General features: G+C 60.6%; 15 protein-coding genes. 8 read left to right on the top strand and 7 right to left on the bottom strand.

From position 1 onward, the window contains the following. Window positions 1-66: 66 nt before the first annotated feature. Entirely contained in the window at window positions 67-1,413 is a 1,347-nt protein-coding gene (locus ACW9IN_RS21280; protein ID WP_457367667.1) for a class II 3-deoxy-7-phosphoheptulonate synthase, read from the bottom strand. Window positions 1,414-1,537: 124 nt separating this feature from the next. Here ACW9IN_RS21280 and ACW9IN_RS21275 point away from each other — a divergent pair, with 124 nt between their 5' ends. Continuing rightward, window positions 1,538-2,293, top strand: a complete 756-nt coding sequence (locus ACW9IN_RS21275; RefSeq protein ID WP_457367666.1) for a spermidine synthase — start codon at window positions 1,538-1,540, stop codon at window positions 2,291-2,293. Window positions 2,294-2,414: 121 nt separating this feature from the next. On the opposite strand, the gene ACW9IN_RS21270 is transcribed toward ACW9IN_RS21275, so the two are convergent. Beyond that, complete coding sequence (locus tag ACW9IN_RS21270) at window positions 2,415-3,206, bottom strand: crotonase/enoyl-CoA hydratase family protein (RefSeq protein ID WP_457367665.1); 792 nt, start codon at window positions 3,204-3,206, stop codon at window positions 2,415-2,417. A 423-nt stretch (window positions 3,207-3,629) separates the two neighbouring features. Between ACW9IN_RS21270 and ACW9IN_RS21265 the strand changes: the two genes are divergently transcribed. After that, on the top strand, window positions 3,630-5,303 hold the full coding sequence (locus tag ACW9IN_RS21265) for a DEAD/DEAH box helicase (protein ID WP_457367664.1): 1,674 nt from the start codon (window positions 3,630-3,632) through the stop codon (window positions 5,301-5,303). 131 nt (window positions 5,304-5,434) lie between these two features. Here the strand turns inward: ACW9IN_RS21265 and ACW9IN_RS21260 are convergent, their stop codons facing one another. Further along, window positions 5,435-6,202 carry a DODA-type extradiol aromatic ring-opening family dioxygenase gene (locus ACW9IN_RS21260; RefSeq protein WP_457367663.1) on the bottom strand — a complete coding sequence of 256 codons (768 nt, stop codon included), beginning with the start codon at window positions 6,200-6,202 and terminating at the stop codon, window positions 5,435-5,437. 103 nt (window positions 6,203-6,305) lie between these two features. On the opposite strand from ACW9IN_RS21260, the gene ACW9IN_RS21255 reads away from it, so the two are divergent. Continuing rightward, window positions 6,306-6,962, top strand: a complete 657-nt coding sequence (locus ACW9IN_RS21255; RefSeq protein ID WP_457367662.1) for a thiopurine S-methyltransferase — start codon at window positions 6,306-6,308, stop codon at window positions 6,960-6,962. A gap of 218 nt (window positions 6,963-7,180) precedes the next feature. Here ACW9IN_RS21255 and htpX read toward each other — a convergent pair whose 3' ends face one another. Together htpX and ACW9IN_RS21245 are read right to left on the bottom strand one after the other, a co-directional pair. After that, window positions 7,181-8,068, bottom strand: a complete 888-nt coding sequence (gene htpX / locus ACW9IN_RS21250; RefSeq protein WP_457367661.1) for a protease HtpX — start codon at window positions 8,066-8,068, stop codon at window positions 7,181-7,183. A gap of 304 nt (window positions 8,069-8,372) precedes the next feature. After that, window positions 8,373-9,584 carry a pyridoxal phosphate-dependent aminotransferase gene (locus ACW9IN_RS21245; protein WP_457367660.1) on the bottom strand — a complete coding sequence of 404 codons (1,212 nt, stop codon included), beginning with the start codon at window positions 9,582-9,584 and terminating at the stop codon, window positions 8,373-8,375. A gap of 202 nt (window positions 9,585-9,786) precedes the next feature. Between ACW9IN_RS21245 and msrB the strand changes: the two genes are divergently transcribed. The 3 genes from msrB to ACW9IN_RS21230 all read left to right on the top strand — a co-directional run bounded on the left by msrB (window position 9,787) and on the right by ACW9IN_RS21230 (window position 11,333). Further along, window positions 9,787-10,179, top strand: coding sequence for a peptide-methionine (R)-S-oxide reductase MsrB (gene msrB, locus ACW9IN_RS21240; protein ID WP_457367659.1), 393 nt, complete (start codon window positions 9,787-9,789; stop codon window positions 10,177-10,179). A gap of 180 nt (window positions 10,180-10,359) precedes the next feature. Beyond that, the gene (locus tag ACW9IN_RS21235; RefSeq protein WP_457367658.1) at window positions 10,360-10,845 is read left to right on the top strand and encodes a glutathione peroxidase; all 486 of its coding nucleotides are present in this window, start codon (window positions 10,360-10,362) and stop codon (window positions 10,843-10,845) included. Then, window positions 10,842-11,333: a MarR family winged helix-turn-helix transcriptional regulator gene (locus tag ACW9IN_RS21230; RefSeq protein WP_457367657.1), complete on the top strand. Its 492-nt coding sequence runs from the start codon at window positions 10,842-10,844 to the stop codon at window positions 11,331-11,333. Before ACW9IN_RS21235 ends, ACW9IN_RS21230 begins: the two co-directional genes overlap by 4 nt. On the opposite strand, the gene ACW9IN_RS21225 is transcribed toward ACW9IN_RS21230, so the two are convergent. Beyond that, window positions 11,287-13,596: a response regulator gene (locus ACW9IN_RS21225; RefSeq protein ID WP_457367656.1), complete on the bottom strand. Its 2,310-nt coding sequence runs from the start codon at window positions 13,594-13,596 to the stop codon at window positions 11,287-11,289. The genes ACW9IN_RS21230 and ACW9IN_RS21225 overlap by 47 nt on opposite strands. 163 nt (window positions 13,597-13,759) lie before the next feature. On the opposite strand from ACW9IN_RS21225, the gene ACW9IN_RS21220 reads away from it, so the two are divergent. Together ACW9IN_RS21220 and ACW9IN_RS21215 are read left to right on the top strand one after the other, a co-directional pair. Beyond that, window positions 13,760-14,650 (top strand): ATP-binding protein, encoded by an 891-nt coding sequence (locus ACW9IN_RS21220; protein ID WP_457367655.1) that lies wholly within the window; start codon window positions 13,760-13,762, stop codon window positions 14,648-14,650. Further along, complete coding sequence (locus ACW9IN_RS21215; protein WP_457367654.1) at window positions 14,647-15,129, top strand: GAF domain-containing protein; 483 nt, start codon at window positions 14,647-14,649, stop codon at window positions 15,127-15,129. Before ACW9IN_RS21220 ends, ACW9IN_RS21215 begins: the two co-directional genes overlap by 4 nt. Window positions 15,130-15,325: 196 nt before the next feature. Here the strand turns inward: ACW9IN_RS21215 and ACW9IN_RS21210 are convergent, their stop codons facing one another. Continuing rightward, entirely contained in the window at window positions 15,326-18,958 is a 3,633-nt protein-coding gene (locus ACW9IN_RS21210; protein ID WP_457367653.1) for a transporter substrate-binding domain-containing protein, read from the bottom strand. Between the last annotated feature and the right edge of the window lies 1 nt (window position 18,959).

Below are 18,959 nucleotides of genomic sequence, written 5' to 3'. Positions count from 1 at the left end.
GAGTACGCGATCAAATGTGGGAGCCGGGCTTGCCCGCGATGGCGTCAGAGCAGGCGATTAAAGGTCTCAGCGTTTGACCTGTTTCAAGGTCTCGGCAATCAGAAACGCCAATTCCAATGACTGATCGGCGTTCATTCGCGGATCGCAGTGGGTGTGGTAGCGGTCCGACAAACCATCTTCGGTGATCGGCCGCGCGCCCCCGATGCATTCGGTGACGTTCTGCCCGGTCATCTCGATGTGAATCCCGCCGGCATAGCTGCCTTCGGCCTGATGCACCTGGAAGAACGCCTTCACTTCGCTGAGGATCTGTGCAAAGTCACGGGTCTTGTAGCCGCTGCTGGCCTTGATGGTGTTGCCATGCATCGGGTCCGAACTCCAGAGCACCTGCTTGCCCTCACGCTGCACCGCACGGATCAGGTTGGGCAGGTGGTCGCCAACCTTGCCGGCGCCCATGCGCGCGATCAGGTTCAGGCGCCCGGGGTCGTTTTCCGGGTTGAGGATGTCGATCAAGCGGATCAGGTCATCGGGGTTCATGCTCGGGCCGACTTTCACGCCGATCGGGTTGTTCACCCCGCGCAGGAATTCGACGTGGGCTCCGTCCAGCTGGCGGGTGCGATCACCGATCCACAGCATGTGCGCCGAGCAATCGTAGTAATCGTTGGTCAGGCTGTCACGGCGCACGAAGGCTTGCTCGTAGTTGAGCAGCAGCGCTTCGTGGGCGGTGAAGAAGCTGGTTTCGCGCAACTGCGGCGAATCGTCCATGCCGCAGGCGCGCATGAAGGCCAGGGTCTCGTCGATGCGGTCGGCCAGTTGGCTGTACTTCTCGGCCAGGGCGGAGTTGGCGATGAAGTCCAGGTTCCACTTGTGCACTTGGTGCAGGTCGGCGAAACCGCCCTGGGCAAAGGCGCGCAGCAGGTTCAGGGTGGCGGTGGACTGGTGATATGACTGCAGCAGCCGGTCCGGATCGGGTACGCGGCTTTTCTCGTCGAAACCGATACCGTTGACAATGTCGCCGCGGTAAGCGGGCAGGGTAATACCGTCGATGGTCTCATCGTTGGCCGAACGCGGCTTGGCGAACTGGCCGGCCATGCGCCCAACTTTTACCACCGGGCAGCCAGCGGCGAAGGTCATCACAATGGCCATTTGCAGCAGCACCTTGAAGGTGTCACGGATCTTTGCGGCGGAAAACTCGGCAAAGCTCTCGGCGCAATCGCCACCCTGCAGCAAAAAGGCGCGGCCTTGGGTCACTTCGGCGAACTGACGACGCAACTCACGGGCTTCCCCGGCAAACACCAGCGGTGGGTAGCTGGCCAGGCTCTGCTCCACTTGCAGCAAGTGTGCAGCGTCCGGGTACTGGGGTTGTTGCTGGATCGGCAGGGCGCGCCAGCTGTCGGGGCTCCAGGGTTGGCTCATCATGAACTCGATTGGCTGATTGACGGTCGGGCGCCAATGTTATCAGCAATTAGTGCGTGACCTGTTGCCGCCGGTTGGCCGACAATCGCGCCTTTGCCGTGCAGCCAACCCGTTAGGAGTAGTGATGACAGAGGAGCGTGTCGAGCGCCTGCTGGCTGAGGTCCATGATGACTTCGGCATGATCCGTGTGCTCGAAGTGGACGATTACCGGTTCCTCGAGTTTGGCGACGCCATCGAGCAAAGCTGTGTGTTCACCGCCGACCCGAGCTGGCTGGAGTACGACTACACCCGTGCGATGCTGATCGGTGCGTTGTGCCATGAACAGCCGGAAAGCGCGCTGTTTCTTGGCCTGGGCGCGGGCACGCTGACCCAGGCCTGCCTGAAGTTCCTGCCCCTGGACGATGTGGAAGCCATCGAGCTGCGCCCCGACGTGCCACGCCTGGCCATCGAATACCTCGGACTCGACGATGACCCGCGCCTGTACATTCGCATCGGCGATGCCCTGCAACTGCTCGACAGCGCCGAATCGGCCGACCTGATTTTCGTCGACCTTTATACCGATGTCGGCCCGGGTGTCGGGCACCTGGCCTGGACTTTTCTGGAAAACTGCCAGAAAAAGCTCAACCCCGGCGGCTGGCTGGTGATCAACCAGTGGGCCACCGATGATGGCAAACCGTTGGGGGCGGCATTGTTGCGCGGGTTGTATCACCGGCATTACTGGGAACTGCCGGTGAAGGAGGGCAATGTGATTCTGCTGGTGCCTTCCGAGTTGGACCAGGAGGTGGACGTTGAAGGGCTTTCGGCCCGGGCCGAGGCCTTGGCGCCGAGGTTGGGGTATTCGTTGCAGTCGTTGATCAAGGCGATTCGACCTGCGACCTAGTGGTGCCTGTTCCGACGCCTTCGCGAGCAAGCCCGCTCCCACATTCGACCGCATTCCAAAGGATGTACATGTACAAATGTGGGAGCGGGCTTGCCCGCGAAGAGGCCATCACTGCCGGCGACTAAATCCCCTTGAACACCCCCGGCCGCTTCTCGACCATCGCCCGCACTCCCTCCTTGGCATCCTCGCTGTTAAGCAGCTTATCCACCATCGGTGGCAGCGCCGCCGCCGCGACGGTTTCGCCTTCCATTCGCGCCTGACGCGCCGACATCAGCGTAGCCTGCACCCCCAGCGGGGCCTGACGGGCAATCCGGTTGGCCAGTTCGAGGGCGCGGGGCAGCAGGTCTTCGCTGGCCATCACTTCCTGTACCAAGCCCAGCCGCAAGGCCTCATGGGCGTCGAATTCATCGCCGGTGAGCAGCCAGCGCATGGCATTGCCCCAACCTGCAATCTGGTGAAAGCGCAATGTCGCGCCGCCAAAGGGAAAGATCCCACGCTGGACCTCCATCTGCGCAAAGCGGGTATTGCTCGCACACAGGTTGATATCCGCCGCCAGCATCAATTCGATACCGATGGTCAGGCAGTAGCCCTGCACGGCAACGATCACCGGTTTGCTGACCCGCGGCCCTGCGAACACCCCCCAGGGGTCGCAGCCGCCGAGGGGCGCCTGCCAGCCGCCGGCCATCACCGCGCTGACGTTGGCCAGGTCCAGCCCGGCGGTAAAGTGGTCGCCATGGGCAAACACCACGGCCACCCGTGCGTCGTCGTTTCGATCAAATTCACCATAGGCCAGGCTCAGTTCATTGAGCAGATCCAGGTCGAAGGCGTTGCGTTTGGCGACCCGGTCCAGCCCCAACAGCAGGACATGGCCCTGGAGTTCACGGCTGACGCGGCTGCTGCTGGGTTGACTCATCGGGTGTGCCTCGGGCTTGGAAGAGGGTTTCGGACCAGTGGAGTTCTATCATCGGGTGAAACGTTTAAGCTTTTCTGCCCAGCAGGGCCGGGCCTTTGAAAAATAGACCCTGCCACACCGATGTGCAAAGGCGGTGACGCAGCGCGGTTTATCGGTGTTTTCCGATAAAAAAAGCTCCCTTTTTCAGGTAATTCCGGTATAGTGCGCGCCGGCCTTTAACCGGGTCGCGTTTAGGTAGTGCAATTCCCCGAAGCCAGCTTCGGCTGCACGTCCGCCCAGCGGACTCTCCCTTGACGAATCTTTTTCATTCATTCGTTTTCGCAAATCCCCGCCGACAAAGCAGCCAGGGCGACTCTTGAGTCTCAACACGGCATGTGCAGCTTTGGAGCATGGGTCTTTGCGGATGCACTCAGAGGCAGACCCATGACCCAGGAAACCGGCGGCTTCGCCGCTTTTAATCTCAACCCGAATATTCTCGAAGCCGTCAAAGCGACCGGCTACGAAGAGCCTTCGGCGATTCAGCAGCAATCGATCCCGATCATCATGGCCGGCAAGGACATGATTGGCCAGGCGCAAACCGGTACCGGCAAAACCGCCGCGTTCGCTTTGCCGATCCTGCAGTGCATCGATCCTGCCAAGCGCGAACCGCAAGCCCTGATCCTGGCGCCAACCCGTGAGTTGGCGCTGCAAGTAGCAACCGCTTTCGAAACCTACGCCAAGCTGATGCCGGGCGTTACCGTTGTGGCCGTTTACGGCGGCGCGCCCATGGGCCCGCAACTGAAAGCCATCCGTAATGGCGCGCAAATTGTCGTCGCCACCCCTGGCCGTCTGTGCGACCACCTGCGTCGTGACGAGAAAGTCCTGTCGACCGTGAACCACCTGGTACTCGACGAAGCTGACGAAATGCTCAAGCTGGGCTTCATGGACGACCTGGAAGTCATCTTCAAGGCGCTGCCACCGACCCGCCAGACCGTATTGTTCTCGGCAACCCTGCCGCAATCGATCCGTGCCATTGCCGAACGCCACCTGCGCGATCCGGAGCACGTGAAGATCCAGACCAAGACTCAGACCGTCACCGCGATCGAACAGGCTCACCTGTTGGTTCACGCTGACCAGAAGACCTCGGCTGTTCTGAGCCTGCTGGAAGTCGAAGACTTCGACGCCCTGATCATGTTCGTGCGCACCAAGCAAGCGACCCTGGACCTGGCCAGCGCCCTGGAAGCCAAAGGCTACAAAGCCGCTGCGCTGAACGGCGACATTGCCCAGAACCAGCGTGAGCGCGTGATCGACTCTCTCAAGGATGGCCGTCTGGACATCGTTGTGGCGACCGACGTGGCGGCCCGTGGTCTTGATGTTCCGCGTATCACCCACGTGTTCAACGTCGACATGCCGTACGACCCGGAGTCCTACGTGCACCGTATCGGCCGTACTGGCCGTGCCGGTCGCGAAGGCCGTGCATTGCTGCTGGTGACGCCACGTGAGCGCCGCATGCTGCAAGTGATCGAGCGTGTGACCGGTCAGAAAGTCGCTGAAGTGCGTCTGCCGGATGCCCAGGCGGTTCTGGATGCGCGCATCAAGAAACTGACCAACAGCCTGTCGCCACTGGTGGCTGACGCCGAGTCGACCCACGGCGACCTGCTGGACCGTCTGACCGCCGATATTGGCTGCACGCCACGCGCCCTGGCAGCAGCTCTGCTGCGCAAGGCCACCAATGGTCAGGCGTTGAACCTGGCCGCTATCGAGAAAGAGCGCCCACTGGTGCCGAACAGCGCGCCACGCGGTGATCGTCCAGAGCGTTCCGGCGACCGTCCGGACCGTGGTGACCGTGAGCGTCGCGCTCCGATCCCATTGGCCGAAGGCCGTGCCCGTTGCCGTACCGCGCTGGGTGCGCGTGACGGTATCGCGGCGAAGAACCTGCTGGGCGCTATCCTCAACGAAGGTGGCCTGGCGCGTGAAGCCATTGGTCGTATCCAGGTTCGTGACAGTTTCTCCCTGGTGGAACTGCCGGAAGACGGTCTGGAAAAACTGCTGACCAAGCTGAAAGACACTCGCGTTGCCGGCAAGCAATTGAAGCTGCGTCGCTACCGCGAAGATTGATCGGCTTTTGGGCTGATTGATCGCACATAAAAAATCCCCGACTGGTTCGGGGATTTTTTTTGTCTGGCATTTCACATGGCTGATCGTTCCCGCGCTCCGCGTGGGAATGCCGCCCAGGGCGCTCCGCGTCCTCAACCAAAGCGATAGATATCCATTCCCAACGCTCCCATCGTGAACCCCTGATGCGCCACGCTGAAATCACCGCCCGCGCCGCGCGCAAAGTACAGCGGCAACAGGTGTTCGTCGCTGGGGTGGCTGCGCACGGCGTGAGGCGCCTGGTGGCGATAGTCATGCAGCGCGGCTTCATCGTTGGCAGCCAGCTTGTTCACCACCCAGTCGCGAAAGTCCCGTGCCCAGGGCTCGATGCTTTCGGGGCCTGCGTGCCAGTTCAGTTCGCCCAAGTTGTGGGTGATGCTGCCGGAGCCGACCAATAGCACACCTTGGTTGCGCAGGCTGGCGAGGGCGTGGCCCACCCGGGTCTGCAGGGCAGGACCCATGCGGCTGGGTAACGAAACTTGCACCACCGGGATATCGGCCGCCGGATACATCAGCGACAAGGGCACCCAGGTGCCGTGATCGAAGGGGCGATGGTCATCGAGCCGAGCGTTCAGGCCGTCGGCGTGAAGCAGCGCAACGATTTCGTTCGCCAATTGTGGATCGCCCGGTGCCGGGTATTGCACCGCAAAGAGTTCACGGGGGAAGCCACCAAAGTCGTGCCAGGTTTCCGGGGCCGGGTGGGCACCCACCAGTAATTCGGGACTTTCCCAGTGGGCCGATACCACCACGATCGCCTTGGGACGTGGCAGTTCGGCAGCCAGGCGTTGCAGGGCTGGGCCGCTGGCGCCGGGTTGCAGGGCCAGCATGGGGGAGCCGTGGGAGATAAACAGACTGGGGAGCATGAAGAGGGTCCTGAGCGTTAAGATGGTGCCATCTTCAATCAGATCATTGATCTAAATCTAATATAAGTTTTAGCGCCTTTTGATCGAATTTTCGGAGTGATTAATGGAGCCTAAGTTTTGGCATGAGCGCTGGGCGCGCAATCAGATCGGTTTTCACTTGCCCGAGGTCAATCCGTATTTGCAGCGGCACTGGCCGCAGATGGCACTCGCGATGGGGGCGAAAGTGCTGGTGCCGTTGTGTGGTAAAAGCCTGGACCTGGTCTGGTTGGCCAGTCAGGAGCACCGCGTAATGGGCGTTGAGCTGTCGGAGTCGGCAGTCGATGCGTTCTTCAATGAACAAGGGCTGGTGCCGAAGATCAGCCTCACGGGCGCGTTCAAGGTCTATCAGGCCGATTCGATCGAAGTGTGGTGCGGCGATTTCTTCGCGCTGGACGCCGCGGCTCTGAGCGATTGCACGGCACTCTACGACCGTGCGGCGCTGATCGCCTTGCCACCGTTGATGCGTGCGCAATACGTTGGGCACTTGAACACCCACCTGCCAGCGGGTTGCCAGGGCCTGCTGGTCACCCTCGACTATGACCAGACCCAGAAGGCCGGCCCGCCGTTTGCGGTGACGGATGAGGAGGTCCGCATGCTCTTGGGCGAGCGCTGGGCCCTGGAAGTGCTGGAAGAGCAGGACATTCTGGGGGCAAGCTGGAAGTTCGTGCAAGATGGCGTCACGCGTCTGGAAGAGCATGTCTATCAGTTGGAGAAGCGTTGAACCTGCAATAGCTATCGCAGGCAAGCCAGCTCCCACAGGAGATCTCTATTGATGGCGAGAAAGCGTTCGGCGCGATGGCCCTGCTGGCAAAACCTTTCCAACCATTGCCAATCACCTGTGGGAGCTGGCTTGCCTGCGATGCGGTAGAAGTCTATCCACACAATTCGCAGGCAAAAAAAGGGGCGATCAGATCGCCCCTTTTTGTCCTCTGTTGCCTGTCAGCCCCGACGACGCAGCGCGTCGATCCGCTCTTCCAGCGGCGGGTGGCTCATGAACAAGCGAGCCATGCCCTGCTTGATGCCGCCGTTGATGCCGAACGCGGTCAGGCTGTCCGGCATGTGCACCGGCAGGCCTTGTTCGGAGCGCAGGTGTTGCAGCGCTGCGATCATCGCCCCGGTACCGGCCAGGCGGGCACCGGCTTCATCGGCACGGAATTCCCGTTTGCGCGAGAACCACATGGTGATGGCGCTGGCCAGGAAGCCCAGTACCACTTCGGCGAAGATGGTTGCCACGTAGTAGGCGATGCCACGGCCTTCTTCGTTCTTGAAGATCACCTTGTCGACAAAGTTGCCGATGATCCGTGCGAAGAACATCACGAAGGTGTTCACCACGCCTTGTACCAGCGCCAGGGTGACCATGTCACCGTTGGCCACGTGGCCGATCTCGTGGGCCAGTACGGCCTTCACTTCATCGTAGGAAAAGCGTTCCAGCATGCCCTGGCTGACGGCCACGAGGGCGTCGTTCTTGTTCCAGCCGGTGGCGAAGGCGTTGGCCTCGTAGGCCGGGAAGATCCCGACCTCGGGCATCTTGATACCGGCCTCGCGGGACAATTGCTCTACGGTTTGCAGCAACCATTGCTCATGTCGGGTGCGTGGCTGGGTGATGACCTGGGTGCTGGTGCTCATCTTCGCCATCCACTTGGAGATGAACAGCGAGAACAGCGAACCGGCAAAACCAAAGACCGCACAGAAAACCAGCAGCTGATTGAGGTTCAGGTCAACCCCGTTGGCCGCCATGAACCCGTTGAAGCCGAACAGGCTCAGGGTGATGCTGGCAATCAGCACGACCGCCAGGTTAGTGGCCAAGAACAGCAGGATGCGCATCATGGTTGTAAGGTTCTCCTCATGCTTAATATGTCGCGTACTGCGGGGTATATAAGGTGCGCCATTGGGTGATTCAACCGAGCGACTATTTCAAACTGTGTCCTACAGCCTGAATGTAGAGCCTTGAAGGGATTTTCCGGCCTGGAAGGGCGATCAATATCAGCCTGTTGCCGTCTTGCAGCCCTTTGATTATAGGGGGGGATGCAGTCGGGCAGGGTGGTGGGGTGCGGGAGGCCAGTGCCGGGCAGAGAAGTGTTGCCAGATACTCGCTGTACGACCGAATGCCGACCGTACAGCGGTCTGTCCGTTACTGACGATAGGACTTGAGGAAGTTGCCTATACGACCAATGGCCATCTCAAGGTCATCCACACGGGGCAACGTGACCACGCGGAAGTGGTCTGACCATGGCCAGTTGAACGCGGTGCCCTGGACCACCAGCAGCTTTTCCGAGAGCAGCAGGTCAAGCACGAACTTCTCGTCGTTGAGGATCGGACAGACTTTCGGGTCGATCCGCGGGAAGGCGTACAGCGCGCCCATGGGCTTCACGCAGCTGACACCGGGGATTGCGTTGAGCAGTTCCCAGGTGCGGTTGCGCTGTTCCAGCAATCGGCCCGGCGGCAAGACCAGGTCGTTGATGCTCTGGTAGCCGCCCAGGGCGGTCTGGATGGCGTGCTGGCTTGGCACGTTGGCACACAGGCGCATGTTGGCCAGCATGTCGATGCCTTCGATGTAGCTCTGGGCATTGTGCTTGGGCCCGGAAATGGCGATCCAGCCAGAGCGGAAACCCGCCACGCGGTAGGACTTGGACAGGCCGTTGAACGTCAGGCAGAGCAGGTCCGGGGCCAGTGAAGCGGTGCAGATATGCACGGCGTCATCGTAGAGGATCTTGTCGTAGATCTCGTCGGAGAACACCACCAGGTTGTGCTGGCGTGCCAGTTCGAGCATGCCCAGCAGCACTTCTTTGGAATACACCGCGCCGGTGGGGTTGTTCGGGTTGATGATCACCAGAGCCTTGGTGTTCGGAGTGATCCTGGCCTTGATGTCGGCCAAGTCCGGGAACCAGTCGGCGCCTTCGTCACACAGGTAGTGCACCGGGTGGCCACCGGCCAGGGTCACGGCGGCTGTCCACAGCGGGTAGTCCGGCGCCGGCACCAGCACTTCGTCGCCGTTGTTGAGCAGGGCCTGCATGGACATCACGATCAGTTCGGACACGCCGTTGCCCAGGTAGATGTCTTCGATGCCGACACCTTCCACCTGTTTCTGCTGGTAGTACTGCATCACCGCCTTGCGCGCGCTGAACAGGCCCTTGGAGTCACTGTAGCCCTGTGCGGTCGGCAGGTTGCGGATCACGTCCTGGAGGATTTCGTCCGGCGCTTCGAACCCAAACGGCGCCGGGTTGCCGATGTTCAGCTTGAGGATGCGATGGCCTTCCTCTTCCAGGCGTTTGGCGTGCTTGAGCACCGGGCCGCGAATGTCATAGCAGACGTTGGCGAGCTTGTTCGATTTGCTGACCTGCATGGCGATGTGATCCTGAAAATGAACGATCCAGACGGTGTGGGCACGACCGTACTGCGAATCCTGCGAGGTCTGCACCCATAAATACGTTTGAATGCCGGTAGCGCGGGTGCCAGACTGGCGTTTTGAAGAGGCGCAATCATACGTGCCGCCCGATCCATGGAAAAGACACAGATCAGGGTTTTTCAGTTGCCGAGGTGTACCGATGGAAAAGTTGCAGAAAACCGTTGAAGAATGGAAGGCGATGCTCGATCCGGAGCAATACAACGTGTGCCGTCTCAAGGGCACCGAGCGACCTTTCAGCGGCAAGTACAACGCCACCAAGACGGATGGCGTGTACCACTGCATTTGCTGCAACGAGCCGCTGTTCGACTCCCAGACCAAGTTCGACTCCGGCTGCGGCTGGCCCAGCTTCTACGCGCCGATTGCCGACAGCGCGATGATCGAGATCCGTGACGTCAGCCACGGGATGATCCGCACCGAAGTCACCTGCGCCAAATGCGATGCCCACCTGGGGCACGTGTTCCCGGACGGCCCGCCGCCGACCGGCCTGCGTTACTGCATCAACTCGGTGTGCCTGGACCTGGTCCCGCGCTGATTTATCAACACAATCCCCTGTAGGAGCCCGGCTTGCCGGCGATGGCAATCTCAAAGGTGTCATCGCCGGAAAGCCGGGTTCCTATGGAGTGATGATCGGGTATAAGTCCAATCAATTAAATTGCACACAATTTAATTGCCTACTATGTTTTCTGTTCCGTTTCCTTATCGAGGCCTTGCCATGACCGATAACCTGCTGAGCATCCCTTGCACCACCATCAAGGGGGAGCAAAAGACCTTGGCCGATTTCGCCGGCAAGGCCGTGCTGGTGGTCAATACCGCCAGCAAATGTGGCTTCACCCCGCAATACAAGGGGCTGGAGCAGTTGTGGCAGCAATACAAGGACCAGGGCCTGGTGGTGCTGGGCTTTCCCTGCAATCAGTTCGGCAAGCAGGAGCCGGGTAACGAAGGTGCCATTTCCGAGTTCTGCGAGCTGAATTTCGGCGTGAGCTTTCCGCTGTTCAATAAGATTGATGTAAACGGCAGCGACGCCCACCCGCTGTTCGTCCAGTTGAAGAAACGTGCGCCAGGGCTGCTGGGCTCCAAGGGCATCAAGTGGAACTTCACCAAGTTCCTGATCGGCCGAGATGGCCAGGTGGTCAAGCGCTTTGCGCCCACCACCAAGCCTGAAGACTTGACCCAAGAGATCGAAGCCCTGCTCAAATGACCGACGCGCCCACGGTTTCTCTGGCGTTGGACAGCCAGCTGTGTTTCAAGCTGTATGCCGCTTCACGGGCGGTGACCCGTGCCTACAAGCCGATGCTGGATCAGTTGGGCCTGACCTACCCGCAGTACCTGGTGATGCTGGTGCTGTGGGAGTGGCACGACAGCCCTCCGACGCTGCCGACGGTCAAGGCCCTGGGGGAGCGTTTGATGCTGGACTCGGGCACGCTCACGCCGTTGCTCAAGCGCCTTGAGCAATTGGTGCTGGTCAAGCGCCGACGCAGTGCCCGGGACGAGCGTGAGGTGCACGTGAGCCTGAGCCCCGCCGGTGTGCAATTGCGCGGCCAGACCTACGCCCTCAAGACTCGCCTGTTGTGTGACAGTGGCGTCGACCTGAACCAGGCCGACACCTTGCGTCAGGGCCTGGACCAACTGCTGGCGCAGATCAGAGCGTTGTCGTCGTCGGCACCCACAGGTCCAGCAGTGCCTTGAGTTCTTCGCGACGGAACGGTTTGGCCAGGTAATCATCCATGCCTGCCGCCCGGCAACGTTCCCGTTCTTCGGACAGGGCATTGGCAGTCAGGGCCACGATGGGCAGGTCCGGCCAGCGCCCGCTGTGACGGATCTGCCGGCTGGCTTCGTAGCCGTCCATCACGGGCATATTGCAGTCCATCAGCACCATGTCGAAGCGCTGCTCATCCAGGCACTTGAGCGCTTCGCCACCATGGGCCGCCACGATCACTTCGCATCCGAGTTTGCTGAGCATGCCCTTGGCCACCAGTTGGTTGACCGGGTTGTCCTCCACCAGCAGGATGCGTGCGCGATGCGCCAAAGGGGAGGCCTCCAGCTGGATCGGGTCGAGGATCAGTTGTGCGTCGCTGCCCAGGTTGCGCTGCAAAACCTGGTACAGCGCGTTGCGGCTCAATGGCCGCGCTTGTTGCTGCAAAGGGGCCAGGGCGGTCACTTCTTCACTGGGCATGAAGTTGCCATACGCGGTGATCAGCAGGATCGGTGCCGTGAGGGCCGGACGCAGGCGGAACAGGCATTCCGGGCAGTCGGTAATCAACAGGTCCGGGTTTTGCCCGCTCAAGTCTTCTTCGAGGTTATAGCAGCGCGGTGTCAGCCCCCAATGGGGCAGCAAGGTCGTGAGCAGTTCGGTCAGACCGCTGCCGGCACTGGTGATCGCGATCACTTCACCTTTGAGCGGGGGCTGCTGGGCGGCAGGCAGGTGGATAGGCAGCGGCAGGTCGGCGCAGAACTGGCTGCCGAAGCCGATTTCCGAACTGATGCTCAAGCGCCCCTTCATTGCCTCACACAGGTTGTGCGTGAGCGCCAGCCCCAAGCCTGTACCGCCGAACTGACGGGTGATGCCGGCTCCTGCCTGGGTAAACGGCTGGAAGATCTTCACCTGGGCTTCCTGGGCGATGCCGATACCGGTGTCACACACTTCAATCCTGACCCGTTCATCCTGCATGCTGAGGCGCACATCCACACGGCCGAATCGGGTGAATTTCAACGCGTTGGACAGCAGGTTGCTGACGATCTGCCGCACGCGCGTGGGGTCGCCAAGCACCTGCGCTGGAAAGTGCGGGTCGATCAGGCAGGTCAACTCGACGCTGGGCGCTGCGTTCTGCGACAGCAGGTTGGCGGTGTCTTCCACCAGAGAGCCGAGGTCGAACGGGATGCGCTCCAGCTCCAGCTGGCCGGCGTCGAACTTGGACAGGTCGAGGATATCGTTCAGCAATTCCACCAGCACTTTGCCGGAGTCGTGGGCAATCGACAGTTGTTGGCGTTGCTCGGCGTTCAGCGGGCTGTCCAGTGACAACGCGATCATCCCCAGCAAGCCGTTGAGCGGGGTACGGATTTCATGGCTCATATTGGCCAGGAACGCCGCCCGGGCCTGGGCCATCCCTACGGCGGTCATCTTCGCGGCCTCCAGCTCCTCGTTGGATTTGCTCAGGCGCTGGTTGCTGTTCTTGAGCTCCAGGGTGCGGGCCGAGACGATGTCCTCCAGCTGGCCCAGATATTCCGTGAGACGGTCTTCGGCGTGCCGGCGTTGCTGGATTTCGGTTTCCATGTTTTCGAACTGCTGGTTGGCAACGCTCACCAGTACCCCGATTTCATCGTTTTCATGCCCGGGCGGGCAGTCCAGGTGCGCCTGTTTTCGTGTGCTCAGCTCACGGATGATGCGCACCAGTGGCTGGGTCAGCATCACGTAGAACAGGCCGAGCAGAATGCCGGTCAGCAAGAGACTGCGGGCAAAACCGTTGAGCAGGGTGATTTCGGCGCGGCGCAGGAAGCGGCTGCCGAAGGCGTAGGTGTCCACGTCCAGACTCAACACACCCAGGGATTCGTTGGGCATGTGGCTCAGGTACAGCCGGTCTTCGAACTGGCGGTTGGCGCCGAACATGAAATCGCTCAACGGGCGATAGCTGCTTTCCTTGCGCGGCCGCTCCACATCCGCAAGCACCACCCCGTTGTTGTCGACCAGCCGGGCATGAATGATGGCCGGTGAATGCAACAGCCCCAGGGTCAGCTCCTGCGCCAGTTCGGCATCGATGTTGTAGGCAATACGTGACGCAGGGTTGTGGCTGATTTCAATCAGCGAACGTATTTCACGGTTGATGGATGCGTCTTCACTGGCATAATCAATGCCGATTTGGATCAGACTGAGCAAGGTTCCCAAGACGAAACCGACCAGCACAGTCAATCTGGCTTGTTTATAAGACAAGCGGTGGGCGAACTTGATATCCATCGAGTGTTGAACCACTTCACGTTTCCCTTCGCCCGGCAAGCATAGCTGAACATCCACAGGCTCTGGCTTGCCCGGCATGAATCGTTTTTTACGCAGCCTCGTGCGGTCTGCCGCAGGGTTGCCAATACGCCATCTTTTGCAAGAACTTGCCAGAGGAAAAATTGTGGATTCTCGATTGAATGCCTTTCTTGAACGCGCCGACGCGGTACTCGCGCGCCTTGAACCCCTGCTGCCGACACCTCGCCAGGCCATCGATTGGAACCAGTGCCTGGCCGCCCGTTGGCAGCGTGAAGGCCGCAGTGGCTTCCTGCTGCCGCTGGACGTGAGTCTGGACATGCGCCTGTCCGATCTGATCGGTGTGGACAAGCAACGCGAACAGTTGGCGCGCAATACCCAACAGTTCATCGATGGCCTGCCCGCCAACCATGCATTGCTCTGGGGTTCGCGCGGTACCGGCAAATCATCCATGGTACGTGCCTTGCTCGCCCAGCACGCGAAGGCCGGCCTGCGCCTGATCGAAATCGAGCGCGACCATCTGGCCGACCTGCCGCGCGTGGTCGAGCAACTGCTGAAGCTGCCGCAACGCTTTATCCTGTTCTGCGACGACCTGTCGTTCGAGGCGGGCGAGGGCGACTACCGCGTACTCAAAAGCGTGCTGGACGGCTCCCTCGAACAGGCGCCGGAAAACGTGCTGCTGTATGCCACCTCCAACCGTCGTCACCTGGTACCGGAAAACCAGAGTGACAACGACAACTGGAAACGTGTGGATGGCGAGCTGCACCCGAGCGAGGCGGTGGAAGACAAGATTGCCCTGTCCGACCGCTTTGGCTTGTGGCTGTCGTTCTACCCGTTTACCCAGGAGCACTTCCTGGATGTGGTGGAGCACTGGATCGGCGAGCTGGCCAGCAAGGCCGGCCTGCAATGGCAGCGCGACGAAGCCCTCGACATCCTTGCTGTGCGCTGGGCCACCGGGCGCGGCAACCGCAATGGTCGTTGCGCTTATCAATTTGCCCGCTACTGGGTGGGCCTCAAATTGCTGGAGCGTCAGCCATGATCGATTTACAGCAGGCGGGTGACGGTTTGGATGGCTATGCCATGCTCTGTGCCCAATTGGAGTCGTTGTTGGCCGATGAGCGGGATTTCATCGCCAACAGCGCTCAGTTCTCGGCATTTCTGTTCAACCAGTTGGACGATTTGAACTGGGCGGGTTTCTACCTCAATCGCAATGAAGAGTTGGTCCTCGGTCCGTTCCAGGGCCAGATCGCCTGCGTACGTATTCCGTTTGGCCGTGGTGTGTGTGGGGCGGCGGCTGCGTCACGCCAGACTCAGCGAGTGGAAGATGTGCACGCATTCCCCGGGCATATTGCCTGCGACAGTGCGTCCAACAGTGAGCTGGTGGTGCCGCTGGTCAAGGACTGCCGCTTGATTGGTGTCCTCGACCTGGACAGCCCATTGCTGAGTCGCTTTACCCCTCAGGACCAGGCGGGAATCGAGCAACTCGCGGCGATCTTTCTGCGATTGACCGACTGCTGATCGAGGGGGGAGGGGCGAATGCCATTCAGTGAAGGAAAGGCAACGCCATTCTGGTGGTGAGCGGGCTTGCCCGCGCTGGTCTGCGCAGCAGACCCAATAAGGCCACCGTGTTCATTCAGGCAGAACGCGTCGCCAGGTTTTGGGGCCGCTTCGCAGCCCAGCGCGGGACAAGCCCGCTCACTACAGAGGCCGTATTTCAGTGGCTCTGCGACTCGTGGAGCTGCCTGGACAGCGCCCTTTCCAGCTCCAGCATGAGTTTTTCCAGGCCTTTCACGCAGGCTCCGATTGTGCCCGGGTCATCTTCCCGGGCGCAGGCCTTTTCCAATTTTTCACACTGCTCGGCCAATAAACCGGCCTGAGCGATGCGAGCGGCGCCCTTGATCTTGTGGGCCTGTTCGATGATTTCCTGGGCGGAGGCTTGTCGCGCCAGCAGGGCGGCCAGTTCCTGACGGTCAAGGCGACTGCTGTTCAACAGTTCTTCAAGCAAGCGCTGATTCATGCCGGGATCGCCGCCGGTAAGCGCTTCCAGGCTACCGAGGTCCAGGCACGTTCCGACCGGTTGATGCGCAATCTGCGCCAGTTGTTGCTCCAGTGCTGTGAGGCTGATGGGCTTGAACAGGCAATCGTTCATGCCAGCGTCGATGCAGCGCTGTTTTTCCTCGGGCTGGGCATTCGCGGTAAAGCCCAGTACCACGCACGGTGTGCGTTGCTCACGCTGTTCATACTCACGGATCGAACGGCTCAACTCGTAGCCATTCATGATGGGCATGTTGCAGTCGGCGATGACCAGGTCGAAATGCTCTTGGCGCCAGGCCAGGAAGCCGGCTGCGCCCTGCTGAGCGGCGGTGTATTGATGGCCGAGGTAGCCGAGTTGCTGGCACATCAGCAGTCGATTTGCCGGGTGGTCGTCCACCACCAGCACATTCAGCACCGGTTGAGTCGCGGGTTGCTCGGGCTTGAATTCGTCTACCACCTGCGCCGGTTGCAGCCGGGTCATCTTGAGGCTGATATGCACCTGGGTGCCCACCATGGGTACGCTGCTCAGGCTCAACTGGCCGCCCATCATCGCGCACAGACTGCGACAGATCACCAGCCCCAGCCCCGCGCCACTTCTGGCCAGATGGCCGGAGTTGTCGGCCTGGGCAAAAGGCTCAAACAGGCGCTGTTGATCGTCCCGACTGATGCCGATCCCGGTGTCCTCGACTACCAGTTTCATTTCGACTTGCTGCGCAATGGCAGTGTCCTGCACCTCCACCCTGATCTTCACCTGTCCCCGTTCAGTGAACTTGATGGCGTTGCTGACCAGGTTCGACAGCACCTGCTTGAAGCGCAACGGGTCGATCAACACGTCGGTTTCATCGAGACGGGGCTTGAACTCCAGCAACAGGCTCAGGGTTTTCTGGCGTGCCAGGCCATCGAAGACACGGACCACCGACTCGATGACTTCGCGCAGGTTCACCCGCTCGGGGGCAAGGCTCAGCCGACCGGATTCGATGCGCGCAATGTCCAGGATATCGCCGATCAGTTCCAGCAGATCCTTGGCCGAGTTGTAAGCCACTTCAATGGCGGGGCGATCGAGGTGGCCCTGGTCGGCGCGCTTCAGCGTCAGTTCCAGCATGCCGATGACCGCATTCATGGGCGTGCGTATCTCATGGCTCATGGTCGCCAGGAACGTGCTTTTGGCTCGGTTGGCTTCGTCGGCGCGCTCCTTGGCTGCGCGCAGTTCGTCGAACAATTGACGTCGCTCGCTGATATCGATCCAGCCGCCAATGATGCCCTGAACTTCGCCGGTGGAGTCGCGGTACGGAAGGATCCAATGGTAGATCGTGAGTCTTTTTCCGTGCAGATGCAGGGTGCGATCCAGGATCAGCGGCGTACCTTCGGCCACCACCCGTTGATAGTCGGCATGGTACTGCGCCGCTTCTGTCTCCAGCGCCATGTTCATCTGGATCGCGTCTTTGCCGATGACCTCTTCGCGCTTGACGTCGAACACCTGAAGGTAGCTGTCGTTGCAGGTCTGCAGCAAACCGTTGCGGTCACGTACGTAGATAGGGTGTGGCGTTTCATTGACCAGTGCGCGCATGAACTCGAACTGATCGTTGAGCGCTCGCTCCGCCATCTTGCGTTGCTTGATCTGGCGGCGCATGTACGCGTTCCAGGTCAGGGATATGAGCAGCAGCAAGCCGGTGCCGACCACGATCTGCGCAATCAGGTGATGATAGTTGCGCCAGTAACTGTCGGAGTCGGCGGTGTAGCCTCGCCAGCGGCTGTTGATCACGCCCAGTTCATCGGGGGCAATGCTGAGCAGGGCCTTGTTGAGGATGGAGCCCAGTTCGGTAGCTCGGCGGGAGGTCGCCAGGGACAGCATGGCGGGCAGGGTGCCGATGCTGGTGCTGATCTGCAACTTGTCCTGTAGCAGCGCCGACGACAGAAAGTAATTGGCGATCACCAGCGAGTTCACCGCCCCGTCCACGTGCCCTTGGGCCAGCAGCTCTGAAGCGCGAAAGGTGCTGCCGGTTTCCACCAATTGAATCAGCGGGAAATCCCGCTGCAGGATTTTTTCCAGCGGGTTGCCCTGGGTAATCGCCAGCCGCTTGCCCGCCATCTGCTCAAGGTTCGCGGGGGCGTTGTGCTCCTTGCGTGTCAGCAGCACATAGGAGTTTTCCAGGTAAGGGCGGCTGAAGCTCAGCTGCTTTTCGCGTTCGGCGCTGGGCACGATGGCCCCGATGATATCGGCCTTGCCGGTGTCGACCTGGTCGATCATTCCATTGACATCACGCACTCGCAGGATCTCGAAACGCAACCCGGTGCGCAGGCGGATCAGCTCCAGCAAGTCGGCGGTTATTCCGCGAAAATTGCCATCGACATCGAAGAAGGTCAGCGGGGCAAAGGTTTCATTGACGACCACCTTGACCACTGGGTGGTCCTTCAACCAGCGTTCTTCACGTTGTGTCAGTTGCAGTTTCTGATCGGTCAGCAAGATGTCGCTGCCGGCGCTCCAGCGCTTGGCGATGCTCTCTCGCTCAGTGATGGGCACGGCGGTCAGCACCGCGTCGACGATACTCAGGAGCATGGGCTGATCGCGATGCAGGGCGAAGCTGAATCCATAAGCCTCGTGCTTGCCGAAGTTGGCCATGCGGATGTTCTTCAGGTAGCCCTTGTTGATCATGTAGTGGGTGGAAATCGTGTCGCCGAGGAACACGTCGGCCTGGTCGAACGCCACGGCGTTCAGGGCATTCTGATAGGAAGGGTAGGCACGGATGATCGCTTTGGGGTAAAGCTTCTGCACCTCTTCCAGCGGCAGGTAGTGGTACACCAGGCTCAGTCGCAGGCCGGCCAGGCCGTCGCTGAGGCTGCGGGTTTCGCCTTCACGGGTCACCAGTACCGGCTGGTCCACGGCATAGGGCTCTGAGAGCACGAGATCGGGATTTGCCGCCTCAAAGCCATTGGAGGAGCCCAACAAGTCGATGGCGCCTGCTTCCAGGGCCTGAATGGCGGCTTGCCGGGTGGGGTAGCGCAGTACTTTGACCGGCAGGGCCAGTGCCCTGGCCAGCAGCCCTGCGTAATCAGCCGTCAGCCCCTCGTAGTCGTGCCCGCTGGAGGTGAGGTCGAAAGGTGGGTAGTCAGGGGTGGCAGTGCCGAGTACCAGTTCGCGCTTGTTTTGCAACCACTGGCGTTGAGCCTTGTTCAGTGGCGTGTCCAGTTGAACGGAGCCGGCTCGGCTTAACAGGGTAAAGTGTTCCGGGTCCGTTTGGAGGGCGAGCACTGGAGTGCTGAAGCACAAAACGGCACTCACAATAATCAGATAGTCCTTTATACACCTGAGCATC

This window comes from Pseudomonas sp. SDO5271_S396, from assembly GCF_054071795.1.
This window is presented reverse-complemented; position numbering and strand designations above follow the sequence as displayed.